General features: G+C 71.2%; 16 protein-coding genes. 3 read left to right on the top strand and 13 right to left on the bottom strand.

All coding sequences use genetic code 11. The features are described 5' to 3' along the window. Positions 1-605: 605 nt before the first annotated feature. The 5 genes from NI17_RS17035 to trxA all read right to left on the bottom strand — a co-directional run bounded on the left by NI17_RS17035 (position 606) and on the right by trxA (position 7,002). Positions 606-1,850 carry an outer membrane protein assembly factor BamB family protein gene (locus NI17_RS17035; protein WP_068688126.1) on the bottom strand — a complete coding sequence of 415 codons (1,245 nt, stop codon included), beginning with the start codon at positions 1,848-1,850 and terminating at the stop codon, positions 606-608. Between the two features lie 17 nt (positions 1,851-1,867). After that, the gene (locus NI17_RS17030) at positions 1,868-4,420 is read right to left on the bottom strand and encodes a TPR repeat domain-containing protein (protein WP_068688127.1); all 2,553 of its coding nucleotides are present in this window, start codon (positions 4,418-4,420) and stop codon (positions 1,868-1,870) included. A gap of 52 nt (positions 4,421-4,472) precedes the next feature. Then, positions 4,473-4,805, bottom strand: a complete 333-nt coding sequence (locus NI17_RS17025; RefSeq protein ID WP_068688444.1) for a hypothetical protein — start codon at positions 4,803-4,805, stop codon at positions 4,473-4,475. Between the two features lie 662 nt (positions 4,806-5,467). Continuing rightward, the gene (locus NI17_RS17020) at positions 5,468-6,508 is read right to left on the bottom strand and encodes an NAD(P)-dependent alcohol dehydrogenase (protein ID WP_068688128.1); all 1,041 of its coding nucleotides are present in this window, start codon (positions 6,506-6,508) and stop codon (positions 5,468-5,470) included. Positions 6,509-6,633: 125 nt separating this feature from the next. Then, positions 6,634-7,002, bottom strand: coding sequence for a thioredoxin (gene trxA, locus NI17_RS17015; protein ID WP_068688129.1), 369 nt, complete (start codon positions 7,000-7,002; stop codon positions 6,634-6,636). Positions 7,003-7,128: 126 nt separating this feature from the next. Here trxA and NI17_RS17010 point away from each other — a divergent pair, with 126 nt between their 5' ends. Beyond that, a complete protein-coding gene (locus NI17_RS17010) occupies positions 7,129-7,476 on the top strand; it encodes a hypothetical protein (RefSeq protein WP_068688130.1) in 348 nt (115 codons plus the stop codon). Between the two features lie 4 nt (positions 7,477-7,480). On the opposite strand, the gene NI17_RS17005 is transcribed toward NI17_RS17010, so the two are convergent. Continuing rightward, positions 7,481-8,863 (bottom strand): 6-phospho-beta-glucosidase, encoded by a 1,383-nt coding sequence (locus NI17_RS17005; RefSeq protein WP_068688131.1) that lies wholly within the window; start codon positions 8,861-8,863, stop codon positions 7,481-7,483. Between the two features lie 131 nt (positions 8,864-8,994). Between NI17_RS17005 and NI17_RS17000 the strand changes: the two genes are divergently transcribed. Continuing rightward, complete coding sequence (locus NI17_RS17000; protein WP_068688132.1) at positions 8,995-10,152, top strand: carbohydrate kinase family protein; 1,158 nt, start codon at positions 8,995-8,997, stop codon at positions 10,150-10,152. A gap of 53 nt (positions 10,153-10,205) precedes the next feature. Here the strand turns inward: NI17_RS17000 and NI17_RS16995 are convergent, their stop codons facing one another. The 3 genes from NI17_RS16995 to NI17_RS16985 form a co-directional block, all read right to left on the bottom strand. Next, positions 10,206-10,778 (bottom strand): hypothetical protein, encoded by a 573-nt coding sequence (locus tag NI17_RS16995; protein ID WP_068688133.1) that lies wholly within the window; start codon positions 10,776-10,778, stop codon positions 10,206-10,208. A gap of 106 nt (positions 10,779-10,884) precedes the next feature. Beyond that, positions 10,885-11,334, bottom strand: coding sequence for a DUF3291 domain-containing protein (locus tag NI17_RS16990; protein WP_068688134.1), 450 nt, complete (start codon positions 11,332-11,334; stop codon positions 10,885-10,887). A gap of 33 nt (positions 11,335-11,367) precedes the next feature. After that, positions 11,368-12,096, bottom strand: coding sequence for a helix-turn-helix transcriptional regulator (locus NI17_RS16985; RefSeq protein ID WP_234401651.1), 729 nt, complete (start codon positions 12,094-12,096; stop codon positions 11,368-11,370). 78 nt (positions 12,097-12,174) lie between these two features. Here NI17_RS16985 and ptsP point away from each other — a divergent pair, with 78 nt between their 5' ends. Next, positions 12,175-13,878, top strand: coding sequence for a phosphoenolpyruvate--protein phosphotransferase (gene ptsP, locus NI17_RS16980; RefSeq protein WP_068688135.1), 1,704 nt, complete (start codon positions 12,175-12,177; stop codon positions 13,876-13,878). A 149-nt stretch (positions 13,879-14,027) separates the two neighbouring features. On the opposite strand, the gene NI17_RS16975 is transcribed toward ptsP, so the two are convergent. From NI17_RS16975 to NI17_RS16960, 4 genes are all read right to left on the bottom strand, one after another. Beyond that, positions 14,028-14,396: an STAS domain-containing protein gene (locus NI17_RS16975; RefSeq protein ID WP_068688136.1), complete on the bottom strand. Its 369-nt coding sequence runs from the start codon at positions 14,394-14,396 to the stop codon at positions 14,028-14,030. A gap of 310 nt (positions 14,397-14,706) precedes the next feature. Then, positions 14,707-15,705: a methylmalonyl Co-A mutase-associated GTPase MeaB gene (gene meaB, locus NI17_RS16970; protein ID WP_068688137.1), complete on the bottom strand. Its 999-nt coding sequence runs from the start codon at positions 15,703-15,705 to the stop codon at positions 14,707-14,709. A gap of 100 nt (positions 15,706-15,805) precedes the next feature. Next, the gene (gene scpA / locus NI17_RS16965) at positions 15,806-18,028 is read right to left on the bottom strand and encodes a methylmalonyl-CoA mutase (protein ID WP_068688138.1); all 2,223 of its coding nucleotides are present in this window, start codon (positions 18,026-18,028) and stop codon (positions 15,806-15,808) included. Beyond that, positions 18,025-19,917 carry a methylmalonyl-CoA mutase family protein gene (locus NI17_RS16960; RefSeq protein WP_068688139.1) on the bottom strand — a complete coding sequence of 631 codons (1,893 nt, stop codon included), beginning with the start codon at positions 19,915-19,917 and terminating at the stop codon, positions 18,025-18,027. The genes scpA and NI17_RS16960 overlap by 4 nt, the downstream gene beginning before the upstream one ends. Positions 19,918-19,942 lie beyond the last annotated feature (25 nt).

Raw genomic sequence — 19,942 nt, 5'->3', positions numbered from 1 at the left:
TATGGGATCAAGGCGACGGCGCTGCGCGCCGTCGCGGCGTCTGGGGGTGGCTCCGGCTGCGGGCTGCCGCCCGGTCCGGAGCCACCCCCAGACGGCTTCTGATTCCGCTTGCCGCAGGCGACCGCCCAACGGCCGCAGTTACCGAGCTGTGGTTCCTGATGTCCTCGGGTCCCGTGGCGCTCGATCGCGCGACCCTGCCTGTCTGTGGCTGAGCGCCCCGGCGCGATCGAGCACCACGGACCGAGGACCGTGGTTGCCCGCCGCTGTGGTTGCCGAAATCTCGGGTGACGCAGGGCGGTCCCCAATCCCTCGGCGCTGTCTCCGTGCTAACACGGCTGCTAACACCGGCCCCGGACAGGGCTGGACAGCTCTGGAATCATCGGCCCCTCGAAAAGGCGTCCACCCAGCTCAGACACCATTCCCGGACGTCCCCGGACATTGCTCGCCAGACTCGTAATGCGTAGGTCGAGGGTTCGATTCCCTCAGGCGGCTCGCAGACCAAAGGGCCTCTCCCACGCCAGGGAGAGGCCCTTTGTCGATGATCTTGACGAATGAGGGCTGTGAACTGCGATTATCGCCCTCTCGTGTCAAGATCATGCCTGGTTTCAGGTGAGTCCGAAGAGGATCTCTTTTGCTTCGGGGCCGTCTTCGGAGTAGCGGAGAAGTACGGAGCCGGGAACGGCGGTGGCGGAGATCGCGGCCTCGGGGTCGTCCAGTCGTTCGTCGTCCACGTCGATCACCACGGGTTCACCGTCGTTCTCCCACTCCCACGACTGGAACCACACCCGTATTCCTGGTTCCAGGGTGCTGCGTCCGTGGCTGACCACACCGTCTTCGACAACCACCGGATACACCGACCGGTCAACTCCGCGGGGGATGGACAGCGCGGTCAGGAGTTCCCCCGACGGGTCCAGCCTGCGGTACTGGTTGTGCTTCGCTGATTCGAGTGCGACCGACCCGTCCTCCAGAACCCCGATCACCTCCTCCTCCCACTCGCCGAGGAGTTCGCCGCTGACCACGTCGAACACCCGGGTGAGGCCGTTCACGGTCCGCATGGCCAGATGCCGGTCGGTGAGGGGATCGTAACGACGGTGGAGCACCCCCAGACCGGGGACGGAGGGGCCGAGGACCTCCTCGAAGCGCCACAGTTCCTCTCCTGTGTACAGGTCGCGGCCGATCAGGCCGGCACCGTCGTCGTCCTCGCCTCCGGTGCAGGAGAAGCCCTCCAGGACCACTTCGCCGAGGACGGCACTCGCGACGGTGTCGGTGTTGGGGCCGTCCACCTTGGTGCACTCGGGGGGATCCTCCCGCACCCACAGGGCCTCGCCGGTCTCCAAGGAGCGTCCCTCCAGCGCGGGATCGTCGAAGGGGTCACGGAGGATCAGCACACCGTCGGACACGTTCCGCCCGAACGCCCCGTTGATTCCGCGCTCGTCGTCGGTCTCCTCGATCGCGGCCTGCTTCAGTACTTCTCCCGTGGACGGGGCGAGTTCGACCAGCATCGCGCCGTCCTCCGGGTCCTCGATCTCCATGGCCAGGTAATCACCTTGGCGTGAGGCGTAGGCCGCGCGGGCGTCCTCTCCGACGCGGTAGTGCCACACCTCCTCGCCGGTGTCGCCCGCCAACGCCACAAAGCCGTCGTCCAGTACCACGACCACGCCGACGGGCACCGCGACCGTGGCGACGATCCGGACCCCTTCCGGGGCTTCCCAGTCCCAGGCGACCTGCTCGATCCGCTCCGGGTGGGAGAGTTCGCGGGGATCGTCGTCCGTGGTGTGCCGGTGTCCGGAGAAGACACCGCAGCCGGCCACCGACACCACCACCGCACCCACCGCAGCCGCCAGCCGCACCCGTCTCCTCGCCCGCATCACGAAGCCACCGTCTCCCACCTGCCCCAGGCGGTTTCCAGGGTGGTCAGGTAGTTGTCGACCGCGCTCTTGGTGGTCCCCTGACCGTCGACCCACGGCAGTTCGTCGATGTAGTCGTACATGTTGGCCCGCGCGGCGCTCCGGCTCTCCCCGTTGATCTCCCACTCCTCGGGATCGAGGGGGATGTAGCGGTCCTCCCCCTCGCCGATGACGGCACCCGAGTGGAGTTCCTCCAGGGCGTCCATGACCTCGGGGTCGTTGGCCGCCAGAGCACTGATGCAGAGGTGCTGCATGTCCTCCACCGCCATCCAACTGCCCGCGGCGTCGACGGTCCTACCGGCGGAGGAGTTGTCCGAGATCGCAAGAGCTTCCTTGGCCAGGAACTTCGCCACTTCGACGGCGACCGCGGGCGCGCCTTGATCCGTGGCGAATCCGGCGATGGTGTCCACAACCGCGCCGCGCACCTTGTTCGCGTGGTTGACGGCCGCCGTGTTGTCGGTCGCCCGGCGCTCGCTCTCCTGCTCCAGGGCCACGTCGACGAGCCCGAGCAGAGAACCGTAGGAGTCGGCGCCGCCGTGGTCGCGCTCCCCGTCGCCCAGGGCGAAGTTCCCCATGCTCTCCGCCCCGTAGTAGACAACCTCGTTGTAGGTCTTCTGCGCGGCGTCGGGGTCGCCCATGATGACCTCCGTGAAGTACCGCCGGCCGTCCGGGCTCAGGTACACGCGGTTCTGCTCGTCGTCCCAGCGTGTGTCGTACTTCTCTTTGCGTTGTTCCTCGTTGACCGCATCGAGTCCTTCCGTGTTGGCGAAGACGTCCATGTAGGCGATGAAGATGTCGGACCAGGAGTCGGCGAGTTCCGGGTTGAGATGGCCGGCGGCGACGTCGCGCCACGTGACGTCGTCGTCGCCCGTGACCTCGTGGCCGGTGGAGAACATGGCGTTCCTGAAGTCCTCGTCCTCCATGCGTTCCACCAGCGCCGCGAGGGCTTCGGCGGACCGCTGCTGGTCAGGCGGGAGTTCCGGTCGGATCTCCGAGTTCTCGTCCAGCGGCACACGGTCCTCGGGATCAGCGGCGTCCTCGGCGATCCAGTCGGTGAGGCCGCGGACCGATTCGCCGCCGTCGTCCCAGTCGACGGTGAACAGCGATGTCAGCGCGTGGTCGAGCATGTCCTCCGCGGATTCGTGCATCGCGTTCGGTAGGAACTCCCCGTCCTCGCCCCGGAGGTTGGGGTGGACGAACTCGCCGGTGAGGATGGCGTGGTTCGCGTCGTTGTTCCGGGTCGAGGTCTCCAGGAGGATTCCCGCGTCCTCCTGACTCAGCCAGGCGTTGAAGTTTCCCTCGGGTCCGCCCGCGTAGAGCCCCATGGAGAGCGTGAGAGTGCTCGAAAATCCCTCGCCGCCTTCCAGGTCGGGATCTGTGTGGCGGAGGAGGTCCGTCAGCGCGCCCGCGTCTTCGGACCATTCGTCGATCCCGTAGATGTCGGTGGAGTCCGGGGGCTGAAGCGCCGGGCCCTCAGCCGCCCTGCGCACGCTCTCCGGCAGATCGCCGTAGCCGCCACCGAGGCGGTGGTCGGACAGGGCGAGGATTCCGTTCCCGAGCACGCCGAGCGCGTGCTCGCGCTCCTCGTCGCTCAGGTGGTCGCCCTCCATCTCGGCGGGGATGCCGAGCACGCCGTCACCGTTCGGATTCTCCTCTTCGAGTCGGTCGTAGAAGGCCCGCAGGAAGTCCATCTCCTCGGTGCGGTAGCTCGTTCCCCCCTGCTGAGCTTGCATCGCATTGGAGTTGATCATGCTCATCATGAGCATGAGCTCGTGGTAGCGGTCGTCGATGGGCCGCTCCCCGGACCAGTAGGCTCCCAGTTCCTCGGCCCACGCCTCGGCGTTCTCCACGGTCAGTTCCCGACCGTCGATCAGCATTGTGTAGTGGTTGGGGTCGAGGTTGTAGAAGGCCCAGGAGTTGATTCCCGCGTCGATGAGCGCCTGGACGTTCTCCTTGGTCGGCCCCTGCCGCAGTCGCTCGGCGACGTCCTCGGCGTTGTCCTCGAAGGCCCGGTAGTTGGCGCGTTCGCGCTCCTTCAGGTCCTCCACCTTCGCCACGACTTCGTCGTAGACGGAACGGCACTTGTTCTCGTCTCCGAACCAGCCGAGACCTTCCCTCGCGGGGTAGCTCGCGGTGATGGTCTGGCCCTGGTACTTGTCGGGGATCTCGGACCGCTTCGTTTTCAGGAACTCCCACCACTCGGACAGTTGGGCCGAGCGCTCCTCTTTGAAGTCCTCCACGTGCTGCGCCCACAACTCGATCATGGAGGACGCGTAGACGATCGCCGTTCCGGCGTCCCGCCACAGTTGGAGTTCCTCGGCGGACTGGTCCCGGATGTTCCAGGCCATGAGATCGGTGAACTGGGTCGCCGTGTGGTTGAAACCGGCGTCGAGATCGTCGGCCCTGCCCAGGAGTCGGGCCTGGAGGACGTCCAGATCTTCTGACTGGGCTCTGATCGTCTCGGGATTCGCGGTTGTGGTGCGGGGCCGGAAGGTGATGTCGAAGTAAGCCATTGCGCTCTGCTGTCAGAGGGGGCTCGGGGGGAGAAACGGTCGGGTCAGGGGGTCAGAAGTTGATCTGCAGGTCCATGCCCAGCTCCCAGGGGGTGCTGTAGTTCTCGGCGGCCTCGTAGTCGTTCAGGGCGATTTCGGAGGCGCCCGCCTTGATGTTCTCCGCGAGTTGCAGACCGTGTTCCTGCACCTCGACGAGGGCTGGACCGTACTCCTCCCGATACACCCGCAGCGCAGCCGAGATCTCGTCTCTGCGGACGACGGTTTCCGCGTCCTCCATGATCAGATCGAACATGTCGGCCAGTCCTGCCATGGATTCGGCCAGGGCCTCGGCCAACTCGGCGCCCTCGTATCCTTCGATGGGATTTCCGCCGGCCTCGTCGGACATGCTGATCCTCTTTCCGTTCGGGGGGTCGAAGAGCATCATAGGGGCGGAAATACCGCGCCCTGGTCGCGGGACCGGTGGAATTGTATCCGCCTCCGGTGACAGAGGTTCCCGTCGCGGACCCGAAAGGACAAAAGCCGCCACGGGATGTGCGTGCGAACACCCGGACTGTTTCACCGAGAAGCCTCCGTGGCGCCGAAGGGTGACCTCCGGCGGATTCTGCTGCTTTCTGCTCTGCTGACCTGGCCGGATTGCAGGGGGAGAAGTGAAGTTGTTCCGCGTGCCACGAGTGGAAAAGAAGATCGCCGGGACGCCCGGGCCGCGCTCGGCGGAAGAAGTGGACTCCTCGGCGGACCCTGACCGGGGAATTCGGTCTCGGTCAAAGATCCGAGATCTGCGTACAGAAGTGACTCCGGTTGCGCTGTGTCCGTTTTTGCGGTCCGGAAGTTCGGGAGTGGCTTCGGGGAAAGGACACGTGCGGAAGAGAGACCGGCAGGACCTCACGGGCTCCGCCGGTCGAACTCTCATCGGACTTCGGTGGTGGGGTTCTCGGGGGCGTCGGGTGCGCGGAGGCCGCGAGCCGGTCCAGGGACGGTCGGCCGCTGACCCGGGGTGTTTCGGGCCCGAGCCCGCGCCCACCGCGGAACCGGACGCCCGGACCCCGGTCAGCCCTCCGGCACCAGCACCGCGCGGCCCTGGATCTTTCCGGCCTCCATGCGCTCGTACACCTGCGGGCCCTCCTCCAGGCCGTAGCGCTCCACGTGGACGTTGAGCGCGCCCTGCTTGGCGAGTTCCACCAGTTCGATCAGGTCAGAGCGGGTCCCCCAGTAGGTGGTCCCCACGAATGTGCCGTACGGGGGCGACCCGAATGACACGGGAAGCGCCCCGCCCCCGATGCCGACCACGTTGATGTCGGCGTCCATGCCCACCATCTGTCCGGCGAGGTCCAGCGTGGCCTGCGCTCCCACGAAGTCGAACACCGCGGTCGCACCGGCGCCGTCGGTCAGTTCGCGTACCGTGTCCACGGAGGCCGGGGCGGAGGGCAACGCGTGGTGCGCGCCGCTGCGCAGCGCCAGCTCCCGGCTCTCCTCGCGGATGTCCAGGGCCACCACGGTGGCCGCCGAGACCGCGCGAAGCAGTTGGATGCCGACGTGGCCGAGTCCGCCCGCGCCGATGACCACCGCGACACTGCCGGGGTAGAGCTTGGGCAGGGAGCGTTTGACCACGTGGTACGGGGTCAGTCCGGCGTCGGTCAGCGGCACCGTCTGTACCGGGTCGAGGTCCCCGATCCCCACCACGTGGCGTTCGGAGTCCACCAGCAGGTACTCCGCCAGCGCGCCGGGCCTTCCCAGCCCCGGAGGCATGATGCCCAGTTCCGTCGCGCGCGGGCAGTAGTTCTCCCGGCCCAGCGAGCACTGCCGACAGGTCCCGCAGCCCCACGGTCCGTAGACCACGACGGAGTCGCCCACCGCGACACTGCCCACGTCCTCGCCCACGGCCTCGACCCGTCCGGCGCCCTCGTGGCCCAGGGTGAGCGGGAGCTGGTAGGGGAAGTTGTCGGCGGACCAGCTCATCACCGTCAGGTCGGAGTGGCACACCCCCGCCGCGGTGACCCTGAGCAGGATCTGTCCCGGTCCGGGTTCGGGCACGTCGACGTCGACCACCCGCGGCGGTTGCCCGACCTCCAGGTATTGCACGGCACGCATGGTTCCTCCTCTGTGGAGCAGCAGTCCCCGAGGGAGCTATCCACTTCGCAGGGCCGCCATGCGCGCCGTTGGTCCTGATGGACAAGGTCGTCCGGCTGGCCGGGGCCTCCCCGCGTCCGACCGGCTCAGGCCGCCGGGTTCTGCTCCTCGATCCCGCGCCGCACCTCGTCCATGTCCAGGTTGCGGGCGTCGGCGATGAGCGCCTCCAGCGCCTGCTCGGGGAGGGCGCCCGCCTGGGAGTGCAGGACCACGCCCTCCCGGATCACCATGAGGGTGGGGATGGAGGAGATCCGGAACGCGGCGGAGAGCTCCGGCTGGGTCTCGGTGTCGACCTTGCCGAAGACGATGCCGTCATGCCGCTGGGAGACCCGCTCGTAGACAGGAGCGAACATCCGGCACGGGCCGCACCATCCGGCCCAGAAGTCGACGAGCACGATGTCGGAGCCGGTCACGGTGTCGTTGAAGTTGTCCTTGGTCAGTTCGACGGTTGCCATCGGCGGCGTCTTCCTTTCCTGTTGTACCCCCGGGGGTATCAGGGGCAACCGGCGCGGTATCCGGTTTGTTCCGACGCCCCGGTGCCAATCCCCGGAGGGCGGTGCGGCGACGCTTAGTGTCGAGGCATGAGCATGCTGCTGATGCTGGCCGCGCTGCTCGGGGCGGTCCTGGTGATGGCGGTCGGGATGGCGGTCGTGCGGTGGGGGGTGGAGTACCAGGGAACCCGGGCGTTCGAGACGGACGGCGTGGACTCCCTCTCCGAGCCCGACGGGGTCGGCGGATACTGGCCGTTCCCCGTCGAGGCCACCGAACAGGAGCCGGTGCTGCCGCCGCACGTCCTGGCCAGGGTGCGCATCCTCCTGGCCGAGGGCCGGGAGACCGAGGCGGTCGAGGCCGTCCGCGAGGCGACCGGAATGGACCTGTACCGGGCACGGGAAGCGGTCGCCCTGGTCAGGCGGAACGGGACCGGCTGAACTGTCAGGGGTGTGGCAGGGTCTTCGCCAGCTCGGGGAAGGCCCGCAGGTATCCGTCGAGCAGTTGCTGGGCGACGGCCACCGAGTCCACCAGGGGGTGGGTGGCGAAGGCGCGCAGCGCCGAGGCGCGGGAGCCGGTGCGCACGGCGTCGAGGACCTCGCGTTCGGCCGCCTTGACCGCCCGCACCAGCGCCGCCTGGTGGGGAGTGAGCGGGTCGACCGCCAGCGGGCGGGCGCCGGAGGCGTCGACCAGGCAGGGCACCTCCACCACCGCGTCGGCGTCCAGGTCGGGCAGGGCGCCCCTGTTGCGGACGTTGACGATCAGCCGGGCGGGCTCGTCCAGCGCGACCGCCCGCATCACCGCCAGCGCCACCCGCTCGTAGCCGCCGCCGTCGAGGTCGGCCTCGTCGCGTTCCACCCCTCCCGCGGCCCGGCGGTTGTCGGCCATGTAGGTCTCCTCGCGCTCCCGCCGGGTGCGCTCCCACAGGTCGTGGGCGTCGGCGGGGCGCCGCGCGGCCAGGCGGTAGAAGTCCCGCTGCTGGTCCGCCAACTGCTCGCCGCGGGTGCGGCCGCCCTCGGCGAGGGTGCGCGTGATCGCCTCCCTCGCCTCACGGGCCAGGTAGTAGTAGTGCAGGTACTCGTTGGGCACCGCACCCAGCGCGCGCAGCCACGCCGCGCCGAACAGGCGGCCCTCCTCGAACGAGGTCAGTGCGGCCTCGTCGGCGAGCAGGTCCGGCAGCCGGTCCCGTCCGCCGACGTGGAGACCGCGCAGCCACCCCAGGTGGTTGAGGCCCGCGTAGTCGAGGTGGACGCGTGCCGGGTCCAGGCCGAGCGCGTGCGCCGCCCGGCGGCCCAGGCCAACCGGGGAGTCGCAGATGCCCACCACGCGGTCGCCCAGCACCCGCGACATCGCCTCGGTGATCAGCCCCGCCGGGTTGGTGAAGTTGATCACCCACGCGTCGGGGGCGAGTCGCTGGACGCTGCGCGCGATCTCGACGGCCACCGGCACCGTGCGCAGCCCGTAGCTGATCCCGCCCGCGCCCACCGTCTCCTGGCCGAGCACCCCGCATTCCAGCGCCACCCGCTCGTCGAGCACCCGCCCCGCGGTCCCGCCCACACGGATCGCGGAGAAGACGATGTCGCAGCCGCGCAGCGCGTCGATCAGATCGGTGGCGACGCGCACGGTCAGTGGGGGCTCGCCGTGCTCGGCCCGGTGCGCGTCGCGCTGGCGGTCCAGCACCGCGCGGACCGCGACCAGCCGTTCGGGGTCGGTGTCGAACAGCACGACCTCGGTGACGGGCGGATTCGGGCCCAGGGAGTCGGCCAGCAGCGCCCGGTGCACCAGCGGCACCCGGAAGCCCCCGCCGCCGAGGATGGTCAGTCGCACGTCGTCTCCTCTCGTGCCCGCACCGGCCGGTGCCGCGGTGCGAAAAACCGGACGAAAGTGTTTCATCACGAGGTGAACAGGGGCGAAGAGGTTACCCTACGGTTTGGACACCGAGCGCGCAGGGAGCCGGCATGGCCACGGACGGAGAAACGAGCCCCCGGGAGCTGACCGCGGAGTACGGAGAACTCGAATCCACTCCCCTGGTCGGGGAGCCGAAGGACGTGCTGGGGAGGGCACGGCAGAGCGGAGGGCCCGCGGTCGACCTGGCGTTGAGCGGGACCGTCTTCTTCGACATCGTGCTGACCGGGCTGGCCGCGCCGCCCGCCAGCGGCACCGAGGTCAGCGCCCAGGGGATGGGCTCCTGCCCCGGCGGCGTGGCCAACATGGCGGTGGCCGCCTCCCGGCTGGGACTGCGCACCGCCGTCGCCGCCGCGTTCGGCGAGGACGTCTACGGCGACTTCTGCTGGGAGACGCTGGAGACCCAGGAGATGGTGGACCTGTCGGCGTCCCGGCGGATTCCCGACTGGCACTCCCCGTTCACGGTCTCGCTGGCCTACCGCGGGGACCGCAGCATGGTCACCCACGAGCACCCCTCGCCCGTACCGCTGCACGACCTGGCCCGCGACCTGCCCCGCGCCAGGGCCGCCTTCGTCGGCCTGGGCAGTGACGGGGAGATGCCGCAGTGGGCGCAGGAGCAGGCCAAGAACGGCACCCTGGTCTTCGCCGACGTGGGCTGGGACGACAGCCAGCGGTGGTCGAGTTCGGTGCTGGAGCAGTTGCGGCACTGCCACGCGTTCATGCCCAACGCGATCGAGGCGATGTCGTACACCCGGACCGGCAGTCCGGCGCTGGCGCTGGCCGCCCTGGCCGAACACGTGCCGGTCGCGGTGGTCACCGACGGCCCGCGGGGAGCGATCGCGATCGACCAGACCACCGGTGAGGAGGCCGAGGTCGAAGGCGTTGTCATCGACGCGGTCGACACCACCGGCGCGGGCGACGTGTTCGGGGCCGGGTTCATCGTGGGAACCCTGGCCGGATGGCCCCTGGAGCGGCGGTTGCGGTTCGCCAACCTGTGCGCCGCGCTGTCGGTGCAGCACACCGGCGGTTCGCTGTCGGCCCCCGGATGGGCCGACATCGCCGCCTGGTGGGGGCAGTTGTGCGCGGCCCGCCACGACGAGACCTGGAAGCGGCTGAACCGGGAGTACCGGTTCTTGGCGGACCTCGTCCCGCTGCCGTGGCTGCCCACCGAGCAGCGCCGCGCCAGCGCCACGATCGGCCTGCGGCACTGACGTCGACAGCGGGACGCCCCCACCGGGTACGGGCCGCGGCGCCCGCGGGGCCGTCACTGGGGGATGGTGACGCAGGCCAGCGGGTCTCCGGCCGTTCCGGCGAGGACGGGGACGGTCTGGGTGCGTTCGGCGTGGATCACCACCGAGTTCGCCTCGCCCTCGCGGGGCTGCCAGGACACCGAGGTCTGGGAGTGGGCGCGCCCCTCGGGATCGGTGTGGAAGTCCAGCCACGCCTCGTTCTGGGGGTTGGCGTAGTCGGGGTCCGGAGTGGAGGGGTCGGGAGCGGGTTCGTTCTGGTAGTGCGGCCCCGCGTCCTCGGGGTTCTCGCCGCAGGGCTCGGTGTGCAGGTGGGCGCCGTAGTCGCGGTCGCCGATCAGGCCGTTGACGGTGATGGCGATGTCGGAGCCGGGGCCGACCGGGGTGATCGTGACCTCGACGGTGGCCCCGGAGGGAACGTTCATCTCGTCGTAGGTCACGGCGGTGGCCCCCTCACTCCAGGTCTCGAAGGTGGCCTCGACCCGGTGTGACGGTTCCGCCTCGGCGTGCTCCTCGGCGGAGGAGCCGCCGCAGCCCGCCAGCAGGGACAGGGACAGGACGACACCGACGGCGGTCGACGGGGTGCGCATGGCTGATGCCTCCCAGGAGGTGACAGAATTCACAGGCTCAGCCGCATAGATTACTCAAAGTACCTGAGTAAGTGCAGTGTGCTGAGGTCTTCTGTGGACAACTCCGTCACGCGGGGGCGGGGAACCGGGTGCGGAAGTCGAAGGCGTGCTCGGTGGGCCCCTTCTCGCGGAGCAGGTCGAGGCGTTCTCCGGCTTCGGCCAGGGTGGGGACGTGGCCCGCGGGAATCCACCACAGGACGAGGAAGCGCCCGGTCATCGGGACCATCCACTCGCGGCGGCGGCGCAGTGCGTCCAGGTGGTCGCTGCGGTAGGTGAACTCCCACAGCGCCTCCACCGACTCCCACACCGAGAGGTTGAGGATCAGGTCGTCGCCGAAGAAGCGTTCGGAGGTGGCGTCGTCGGTCCCCTCGCTGCGGAAGCGCCACACGAATCCCGGGCTGGCGTCGGCCAGGGCGTTGACCGGGTCGAGCAGGGCGACGAAGTCCGCCAGGGCCGGGGAGTCGAGGGGGGCCTTGAGGGTGCCCACGTTCAACTGGGCGAGGTGGTGACCGCTCATGGGGGAGAGTCCACCACGCCGCCGACTTCTAAGTCAAGAATTTTTGTTTTTAGAGATGGCGACGCAGCAGTGCTCTCCCCGGGGCGCCATACGCGCGGTGAAGCCCTCCGCCCGCGCGCCTTCGAGCAGACCGCGCAGCAACTCCAGGTTCATTCCGCAGGCCAGAGGCGGAAAGGCGCGGGCGAGGGTGTGGAACGGGCAGTTGCGCAACCGCAGCGTCCGCGGCTCCTCGGCCTCCGCCGCGGGCTCGTAGCCCAGACCGGCCAGCAGCTCCCCGAGTCGGTCCAGGTCGACCGGCCGCTCGGCGGGCGCGGCCGAACCCCTGCGCGACCCCTCCGCGCGGGCCGCGGCGTAGAGGGCCTCCTCGGCACCCGAGCGCTGCACCGCCTCCGCCAGCAGGTGCGCCGCGGTCTCGTAGTCGCGGGGAGGCAGGTGCACGTCCACCTGGCGGTCGGCACGCCGGTACAGCTTCGCCGGACGCCCCGAGCCCGGACCCCCGCGGCCGGACGGCTTGCGCCGGCTCGTCGCCAGCAGCCCCGCCTCGACCAGCCTGTCCAGGTGGAACGCTGCCAGGGTGCGCTGCACGCCCACCGCCTCGGCGGCCTCGGCACGGCTGGTCTCGCCCTCCCTGCCGACCACGTACTCGTAGAGCCGTCTGCGCAGCGGATCGGCCAGCGCGCCGACCGCGTCGATGTCAGCTTCGTCCACCTCCCCATTGTCGGCCAGGAACCGCTGGCCGCCGCGCGCGGAGTGCACCACCATGGAGGAACCGCGCGCCGCCGCGGCCGGTCCGAGGCGGCCACCGGTCGCGGCGGAGCCTCTCGGGAGGACGGAGGACAGATGGAACCGAACCGGGTGCGCACCCCCGCGGCCGGAGAGCGGACGCTGACCGGTGTGGCGGCCGGCCCGGGAACCGCCACGGGACCGGTCGCGGTGCTGGCGCCGCCGCCCACGCTGCCCGAGCGGCGCCCCCGGATCGGTGACCCCGGGGCCGAGACCGCCCGCGCCGTGGCCGCCCTGGAGCGCGTCGCCGAACTGCTGCGCGGGTGGGCCGCCGAAGCCGGCGGTGCGGCCGGGGAGATCCTGGAGGCCCAGGCCGCCATGGCGGGCGACCCGCAACTGGCCGCCGGAATCGGCGAACGGGTCCGCGAGGGACTCCCGGCGGAGTGGGCGCTCGACGCCGCGGTCACCTCCTACCAGGAACTGTTCCGCTCCATGGGCGGCTACCTCGCCGAGCGCGCCGCCGACCTCGGTGACGTCCGCGACCGGGCCCTGGCGGTGCTGCTGGACGTCCCCATGCCCCGACTCCCCGCCCCCGGACACCCGTTCGTGCTGGTCGCCGAGGACCTTGCCCCCGCCGAGACCGCCCGCCTGGACCCCGGGTCGGTGCTGGCGATCGTCACCCGGCTCGGCGGCCCCACCGGACACACCGCGATCCTCGCCCGCTCGCTCGGTATCCCCGCGGTCGTCGCCTGCGCCGAGGCGCACCGGCTGCGTGACGGCGTGCCGGTCACCGTGGACGGCGACCGGGGTGAGGTGGTCGTACGTCCCGCACCCGAACGGGTCGCGGCCGCGGCCCGCCGCCACCGCCGCCGCGCGGTCCTCGCCGAAAGCGCCGTCGGACCGGGGCGGACCGCGGACGGACACCGTGTGGAGCTGCTGCTCAACCTGGGCGGGGAGGAGCCGGAGAGCGCGGCGGCGCACGACTGCGAAGGAGTGGGGCTGCTGCGCACCGAGTTCCTGTTCCTCGACCGCAGGACCGAGCCGACCGTCGAGGAGCAGCGCACCGTCTACGCGGAGCTGTTCCGGGCCTTCGACGGGCGTGTGGTGACCGTGCGCACCCTGGACGCGGGCACGGACAAGCCGCTGCCCTTCGCCGATCCGGGAACCGAACCCAACCCGGCACTCGGAGTGCGGGGGTTCCGCATCGCGCGCACCGCGCCGGAACTGCTGCGCCGCCAGCTCACTGCGGTCGCGCGGGCGGCCCGGGACACCGGGGCGCACGTCCGGGTGATGGCGCCGATGATCGCCACCCCCGAGGAGGCCGAGGAGTTCGCCGCCCTAGCCCGCGGCGCCGGACTCACCGAGGTCGGTGCGGTGATCGAGGTGCCCTCGGCCGCGCTGCTCGCCGACCGCGTCCTGCAGCGGGTGGACTTCGTGTCCATCGGCACCAACGACCTGTCCCAGTACACCCTGGCGGCCGACCGCACCCTGGACACCCTGCCCGACCTGCTGGACCCGTGGCAGCCCGCGCTGCTGCACCTGGTCGGCCGGATCGGCGCGGCGGGCCGGAGACTGGGCCGACCGGTGGGCGTGTGCGGGGAGGCCGCCGCCGACCCGCTGCTCGCCCTGGTCCTCGTGGGGCTCGGCGTCACCGGGCTGTCCATGGCCGCGCCCGCCCTGCCCGCCGTACGCCACGCCCTGGCCGGCCACAGCCTGCGGGACTGCCGCGACCTGGCCGCCCTGGCACTGGAGGCGGCGACGCCGCGGCGGGCCCGAGCGGCTGTCCGGGACGCGGCCGATCCCGCGGTCACCGACCTGTGACAGGGCGGCGGCCCCCGTCCCCGCGGCAGCGGAGGGCTGCCCTCCGGAGGGGGCCGACACGGCGCGGCGGACGACCGGAAGCGCGGGCCCGGTCACGGAGACGGGGCCCGCGGCGCTCGTAGGGAAACGGAAGCGGCGGTGCGGTCGGCTCAGCCGGCCTGCTTGGCCACCAGGGCCTGCATGGCGGCGACCGCCGCCGCCACGGTACGGTGCACCGGCAGTTGACGGTGCAGACCCACCAGGCGGATCACCTTGGTGACCCGTTCGTTGGGTGCGGCGAGCGCGAGGCTGCCACCACGCTCCCGCACCAGGCGGTAGGCGTTGATGACGGCGTTGAGCCCGCTGGAGTCCATGAAGTCCAGTGCGGAGAAGTCGAGGATCAGCCACGGCCCGTGCGCGTCGATCGCGGACTGGACCGCGGAACGCAGATCACCCGCCGTAGCGATGTCGAGATCGCCCTCCACCGACACGATCACGCTGCGGTTCTCGACCCGGGTGCTCACCCCAAGCCTGTACACGTTGTCACTCCTCCCAGCCTCACGGAGTTATGAGGGATCCCCATCAGCGACCATAGGCCACAAAACAGACCGGTTGCCCTCAGCGCGGTCCCTTTTCGCGCCGATACTCCCGCCATGCGATGTTCATCCGCATCGCGCGACGGGGGCGCCTCTCCCCGATCCCCTGGTCGCTCGTAAGGCTTTGGACACACACGGTATTAGCCAAAACGCCAATCGGGAATGGCTGGGAGCAAGAAATTTTCACGTCACCGAACGTGACCTATCTGAGCACGGTGTACGTCATAGGAGGAAAGCGGAGATCCCCGGCCTCTCAGTCGCTTTCCGGCACCTCCGCGAACGCGGACAGCAGTCGCTGCGCGGCGAGCGTCGCGGTGATCGTGCCCGCCCGGACCTCCTCCTCCAGATCGGGGGCCAGCGCCCGCACCCCGGGATGGGTGCGCAGACTCTGCAGCAGCCGGTCCCGGACCTGGGCCCACATCCAGTCGACCTGCTGACGGCTGCGCCGCTCGGCCAGCTCGCCCGTCTCCTCCAGGGCGGCGCGGTGCGCGAGGATCCGCTCCCACACCGTGTCCAGCCCGGTGCCCTCCAGGCCGCTGCAGGTCAGCACCGGCGGAGTCCACGACCGGGAGACCGGCTGCAACAGGCGCAGCGCGCGGACCAGTTCCCGGGCCGCCCTGCGGGCCTCGGCCTCGTGCGGGCCGTCGGCCTTGTTCACCGCGACCACGTCCACCAGCTCCAGAACGCCCTTCTTGATGCCCTGGAGCTGGTCGCCGGTGCGCGCCAGCGTGAGGAACAGGAAGCAGTCCACCATCTCGGCCACCGCCACCTCGGACTGGCCGACCCCCACCGTCTCCACCAGCACCACGTCGAACCCGGCGGCCTCCATCAGGACCATCGTCTCGCGGGTGGCGCGGGCGACCCCGCCCAGGGTGCCGGACGTGGGGGAGGGGCGGACGAAGGCGTTCGGGTCCGTGGACAGCCGCGCCATGCGGGTCTTGTCCCCCAGGATGCTGCCGCCGGTGCGGGTCGAGGACGGGTCGACCGCGAGCACCGCCACCCGGTGTCCCCGCCCGGTCAGCATGCTGCCCAGCGAGTCGATGAACGTGGACTTGCCCACCCCGGGGACGCCGGTGATGCCCACCCGGTGCGCCCCGCCGCTGTGCGGGAGCAGCCGGACGAGTAGTCGCTGGGCCAGTTCGGCGTGGTCGGCGCGGCGCGACTCCACCAGGGTGATGGCCCGCGCCAGCGTGGGCCGGTGGCCGGCGAGCACACCCTCGGCGTAGGCGTCGATGTCGATGGTTCTGCTCATGGCTCCTCGATGCTCCCAGATCGGTTCCCGGCCCGGCCGGGAAGGGGGAGACACCGCGGGGACCCCGGAGCGGGCCCCCGCGTCCACCCGCCGGGTCCGCTCAGTGCCCCAGGCCCTCGCGGAGCCGGTCGAGGAGCCCCAGTGCGGCCTCGGCGATGACGGTGCCCGGCGGGAAGATCGCCGCGGCGCCCGCCTCGTACAGGGCGTCGAAGTCGGCGGGCGGGATCACGCCGCCCACCACGATCATGATGTCGGGGCGCCCCAGCGCCGCCAGCTCGTCGCGCAGCGCGGGCACCAGCGTCAGGTGCCCCGCGGCCAGCGACGACACGCCGACGATGTGCACGTCGGCCTCCACCGCCTGCGCGGCGACCTCGGCGGGGGTCTGGAACAGCGGACCCACGTCGACGTCGAAGCCGAGGTCGGCGAAGGCGGTGGCGATCACCTTCTGCCCGCGGTCGTGGCCGTCCTGCCCCATCTTGGCGACCAGGATGCGCGGACGGCGCCCCTCCGACTCCTCGAACTCCGCGACCCTCGCGGCCACCTCGTCCATGGACACCCGTGCCGCCTCCGCGCCCCTCGCCTCGTCCCGGTACACACCCTGGATGGTACGGATCTGGCCGGAGTGCCGTCCGAACACCTTCTCCACGGCGTCGGAGATCTCCCCGACCGTGGCCTTGGCGCGGGCCGCCGCCACCGCGTGGGCGAGCAGGTTGTTCTCCAGCGTCGCACCGTCGGACGCGCCCGCCGCCGCGGCGGTGAGCCGGCGCAGCGCGTCGGCGACGGCCTCCTCGTCGCGCTCCGCGCGCAGCCGCCGCAGCTTCTCGATCTGCTCGGCGCGCACCCGGCTGTTGTCGACCTTGAGGACCTCGATCTCGTCGGCCGTGCCGGGCCGGTACTTGTTGACGCCGATCACCGGCTGCCGCCCGGAGTCGATGCGCGCCTGGGTGCGCGCGGCGGCCTCCTCGATGCGCATCTTGGGGATGCCCGCGTCGATCGCCCTGGCCATGCCGCCGGCCTCCTCGACCTCGCGGATGTGCCCCCAGGCGCGCACGGCCAGGTCGTGGGTGAGCCGCTCCACGAAGGAGCTGCCGCCCCACGGGTCGATGACGCGGGTGGTGCCGGACTCCTGCTGCAGCACCAGCTGGGTGTTGCGGGCGATGCGCGCGGAGAAGTCGGTGGGCAGCGCCAGCGCCTCGTCGAGCGCGTTGGTGTGCAGCGACTGGGTGTGGCCCTGGGTGGCGGCCATCGCCTCCACGCAGGTGCGCACCACGTTGTTGAACACGTCCTGCGCGGTCAGCGACCAGCCGGAGGTCTGCGAGTGCGTGCGCAGGCTCAGCGACTTGGGGTTGTGCGGGCCGAACTCCTTGACCAGCTTGGCCCACAGCAGCCGGGCCGCGCGCAGCTTGGCGACCTCCATGAAGAAGTTCATGCCGATCGCCCAGAAGAACGACAGGCGCGGCGCGAAGGCGTCCACCTCCAGGCCGGCGTCCCGCCCGGCGCGGATGTACTCGACGCCGTCGGCCAGGGTGTAGGCCAGCTCCAGGTCGGCGGTGGCCCCGGCCTCCTGCATGTGGTAGCCGGAGATCGAGATGGAGTTGAACCGCGGCATCCGCTGCGAGGTGTAGGCGAAGATGTCGGAGATGATCCGCATCGACGGCTGCGGCGGGTAGATGTAGGTGTTGCGGACCATGAACTCCTTGAGGATGTCGTTCTGGATGGTCCCCGCCAGCTTCGAAGGCTCCACCCCCTGCTCCTCGGCGGCCACGATGTACAGCGCCATCACCGGCAGCACCGCGCCGTTCATGGTCATCGACACGCTCATGCGGTCCAGCGGAATGCCGTCGAACAGTTGCCGCATGTCGTAGATGGAGTCGATCGCCACGCCGGCCATGCCCACGTCGCCCGCCACCCGGGGGTGGTCGGAGTCGTAACCGCGGTGGGTGGCCAGGTCGAACGCCACCGACAGGCCCTTCTGCCCGGCGGCCAGGTTGCGGCGGTAGAAGGCGTTGGACTCCTCGGCCGTGGAGAAGCCCGCGTACTGGCGGATCGTCCACGGCTGGTTGACGTACATCGTCGGGTACGGGCCGCGCAGGAACGGCGCCAGGCCCGGATAGGTGCCGAGGAAGTCCAGGCCGTCGCGGTCGGCGCGGGTGTACAGCGGTTTGACGCCGATTCCCTCGGGGGTCTCCCACACCAGGGCGTCGGGTCCCTTGCCGGTGGCCTCGGCCACCGCCCGGCGCCACCGCTCGGCCTGCTCGGGGCCGAAGGCCGCCGCGGGGGTGCCCGAGGCGACCTCCGCGAAGTTCGGGATGTGCGCGTTCATCGGGCTGCTCCCAGGAGGTCGCTGAGATCGGTCAACAGGGCCAGTGCGTCGCAGCCGGTGAACACGTAGTCGTCCACCCCGGCGGCGGAGAGGGCGTCGGAGGGCCTGCCCGCCAGCAGCACCCGTTCGGCTCCCGCCTCCTTCAGCGCGGCGACGGCGGCGGCGGCCTGCTCGGCGTAGACCCTGTCGCTGGAGCACACGCAGGCGACGCGCGCACCGCTGTCCCGGAACTCCGCGGCGGCCTCCTCGGGTCCGGCACCGCCGCCGGTGATCGGCTCGATGCCGCCCGCCTGGAACAGGTTCGAGGCGAAGGTCGCCCGCGCGGTGTGCACGGCGACCGGTCCCAGCGTGGCCAGGAAGACCCGGGGACGCGCCCCCGTCGCGGCCAGGACCGCGTCGGAGCGGTCCCGCAGGGCCTCGTACTCGGCGGCGTAGCGGCGTGCGGGCAGCGCGTTCGGAGCACTCGGCTCGGGAGCCGCGGGCGCGGGGACGCGCTCCAGGGCCGGTTCGGCCAGGTCGGGGAACTCGCTCACCCCGGTCAGCGGGTCGCGGCGGTGCGCCAGGTTGGCACGGCGCTTCTCCCACACCGCGTTGACCTGCTCGGCGACCAGACCCGAGGCCAGCGCCTCGGCCACGCCCCCGGCGGCCTCCAGCTCCCGCAGGTACGCCCAGCCGCGTTCGTACAGGTCGGCGGTGAGGCGCTCCACGTAGAAGGAACCGCCGGCCGGGTCGATGACCCGGGCCACGTGCGACTCCTCCAGCAGCAGCGACTGGGTGTTGCGGGCGATGCGGCGGGCCAGCGCGTCGGGCAGGCCCAGCGCCGAGTCGAAGGGGCGGACGGTGACCGCGTCCGCGCCGCCCACACCCGCCGCGAAGCAGGCCAGGGTGGTGCGCAGCATGTTCACGTACGGGTCGCGGCGCGTGGCCATCGCCGCGGAGGTGACCGCGTGCTGGCGCATGCCCCGGTGCTCCTCGGGCAGGCCGCACACCTCGGTCACCCGGTTCCACATGGCGCGCGCGGCACGCAGTTTGGCGATGGTGAGGAACTGGTCGGCGTTCGCGGCGAACCGGAACTCGACGCGCGCGGCCGCGTCGGCCAGATCCAGTCCGGCGTCGGTCAGCGCCCGGAGGTAGGCCACTCCCGAGGCGACGGCGGCGCCCAGCTCCTGGGCCTCCGAGCCGCCCGCCTCGTGCACCGGGGTGCCGTCGGCGACCACCAGGCGCAGACCGGGGTGTGCGGCGGCGAACCGCACGGCGAACCGCGCGGCGGCGGCGACGTCGGCGCGCTCACCGGTGCGGGCGGCCAGGCCGAGCGGGTCGATGCCCAGGTTTCCGGAGACCGCGCTGTCCGGCAGGCCCCGGTCGGCGTAGGCGGCGAGCAGCGCCGCGGCGGCGGCCTCGTAGTCGGCTCCCGCGTCGAGGGTGACCGGGGCCAGGTCCAGGTGGACGTCGGCGAGCACCTCGCCGATCCGGTCGACGGGCACTCCGGCCGCGCCCACCCCCAGCCAGACCGAGGTGACGCCGTTCTCCAGGTCCTCCAGCACCGCCCTGCGGGCGGCCGCGGCGTCCGGGTCCGCGTGGCGCTGCCGTACGTCCCAACCGTCGGCCACCGCTCCCTGCGGGCGCGTCCCCCGGGTGAACGGCGCGATGCCGGGGAACCCGGACTCGACGTCGTCGCCCCCGTCGTACAGCGGCTGAATGACGATTCCGTCATAGGTGGTGGTGGCCAACAGGCTCTCGGGAGCCCCGGCCGCCTCGTCGACGGCCATCCCGCTCTTGCGCAGCACTCCGGCGACCAGATCGCGCCACTGCTCCTTCGACACCGGGGGAAAGTCGGCGGCCAAGGTCAGGGCGCCGGACGCCGTGGCTGTGTTCTCCGGCACGCTCATACCTCGAGATGGTAGAGAACGGCAT

This window comes from Thermobifida halotolerans (assembly GCF_003574835.2).
Classification (GTDB): domain Bacteria; phylum Actinomycetota; class Actinomycetes; order Streptosporangiales; family Streptosporangiaceae; genus Thermobifida; species Thermobifida halotolerans.
Note: the sequence above shows the minus strand (reverse complement) of the source record. Positions and strands in the feature narration are given on the sequence as shown.

Bases quoted from the DNA above. Each gene is read 5' to 3' on its own strand.
- NI17_RS17025 (WP_068688444.1), bottom strand. From the start codon at position 4,805: ATGTCCGACGAGGCCGGCGGAAATCCCATCGAAGGATACGAGGGCGCC.
- NI17_RS17010 (WP_068688130.1), top strand. From the start codon at position 7,129: ATGAGCATGCTGCTGATGCTGGCCGCGCTGCTCGGGGCGGTCCTGGTG.
- scpA (WP_068688138.1), bottom strand. From the start codon at position 18,028: ATGAACGCGCACATCCCGAACTTCGCGGAGGTCGCCTCGGGCACCCCC.
- meaB (WP_068688137.1), bottom strand. From the start codon at position 15,705: ATGAGCAGAACCATCGACATCGACGCCTACGCCGAGGGTGTGCTCGCC.
- NI17_RS16985 (WP_234401651.1), bottom strand. From the start codon at position 12,096: ATGGTGGTGCACTCCGCGCGCGGCGGCCAGCGGTTCCTGGCCGACAAT.
- trxA (WP_068688129.1), bottom strand. From the start codon at position 7,002: ATGGCAACCGTCGAACTGACCAAGGACAACTTCAACGACACCGTGACC.
- NI17_RS17030 (WP_068688127.1), bottom strand. From the start codon at position 4,420: ATGGCTTACTTCGACATCACCTTCCGGCCCCGCACCACAACCGCGAAT.
- NI17_RS17000 (WP_068688132.1), top strand. From the start codon at position 8,995: ATGGCCACGGACGGAGAAACGAGCCCCCGGGAGCTGACCGCGGAGTAC.
- NI17_RS16960 (WP_068688139.1), bottom strand. From the start codon at position 19,917: ATGAGCGTGCCGGAGAACACAGCCACGGCGTCCGGCGCCCTGACCTTG.
- NI17_RS16995 (WP_068688133.1), bottom strand. From the start codon at position 10,778: ATGCGCACCCCGTCGACCGCCGTCGGTGTCGTCCTGTCCCTGTCCCTG.
- NI17_RS16990 (WP_068688134.1), bottom strand. From the start codon at position 11,334: ATGAGCGGTCACCACCTCGCCCAGTTGAACGTGGGCACCCTCAAGGCC.
- ptsP (WP_068688135.1), top strand. From the start codon at position 12,175: ATGGAACCGAACCGGGTGCGCACCCCCGCGGCCGGAGAGCGGACGCTG.
- NI17_RS17020 (WP_068688128.1), bottom strand. From the start codon at position 6,508: ATGCGTGCCGTGCAATACCTGGAGGTCGGGCAACCGCCGCGGGTGGTC.